Genomic DNA, 516 nt, shown 5'->3' with positions numbered 1-516 from the left:
GCCGAAGGGCTGGCACTGCTGGATACCCTGTGGCGGCGCGAAACAGGTATGACCGGAACCTTCGAACAGGCCCTTGAACAGGCAAAGGATGAGGTGGCCCAAGGCGATCTTGCTGCCGAACTGTTGCAACTGGTGGCCCTGGGTCGCCGCGCAACACTGGCCGGGTTCGGCGATGAATCGCTGCGCGAGGCTGTTCTGGCCCTGCTGCGGCATTTCCCCCGCTATCGCATAACCTCATCCAGCTCTTCGCGCACGATCAGGGTTGCCCCCAGCATCGCCAGAATCCACAACGCCGTCAGCCCTGCCCCAAGTCCAAGCGCAAGATCACGCCGAAGGCTGCGCGGTTTTTTCATCGTAGAATCCTGTACCCGAGGTTGCGCAGCGTTTCGATACTGTTGCGCCCCAGTTTCTTGCGAAGACGGCTGACATAAACCTCGATCGTATTGCTCTCCACCTCGGCATCAAAGGAATAGAAACGATCCTCCAGTCGGGATTTGGAAACCACCCCGCCCCGTG

3 protein-coding genes are annotated in these 516 nt (G+C 59.9%); all 3 read right to left on the bottom strand.

Annotated elements, in window-relative coordinates; genetic code table 11:
* A partial coding sequence (locus TR36_RS14445) for a hypothetical protein (RefSeq protein ID WP_045394459.1) occupies positions 1–213 on the bottom strand: 213 nt, incomplete at its 3' end.
* A gap of 8 nt (positions 214–221) precedes the next feature.
* Positions 222–353 carry a hypothetical protein gene (locus TR36_RS16390; protein WP_255357371.1) on the bottom strand — a complete coding sequence of 44 codons (132 nt, stop codon included), beginning with the start codon at positions 351–353 and terminating at the stop codon, positions 222–224.
* Positions 350–516, bottom strand: a 167-nt coding sequence (locus TR36_RS14440; RefSeq protein ID WP_045394456.1) for a helix-turn-helix domain-containing protein, incomplete at its 5' end; no start/stop codon positions are given. The genes TR36_RS16390 and TR36_RS14440, both read right to left, overlap by 4 nt.

The organism is Falsirhodobacter sp. alg1 (genome assembly GCF_000739715.2).
Taxonomy (GTDB): domain Bacteria; phylum Pseudomonadota; class Alphaproteobacteria; order Rhodobacterales; family Rhodobacteraceae; genus Falsirhodobacter.
The sequence above is the reverse complement of the archived record's forward strand: the minus strand, read 5'-3'. Positions and strand labels throughout refer to the sequence as shown.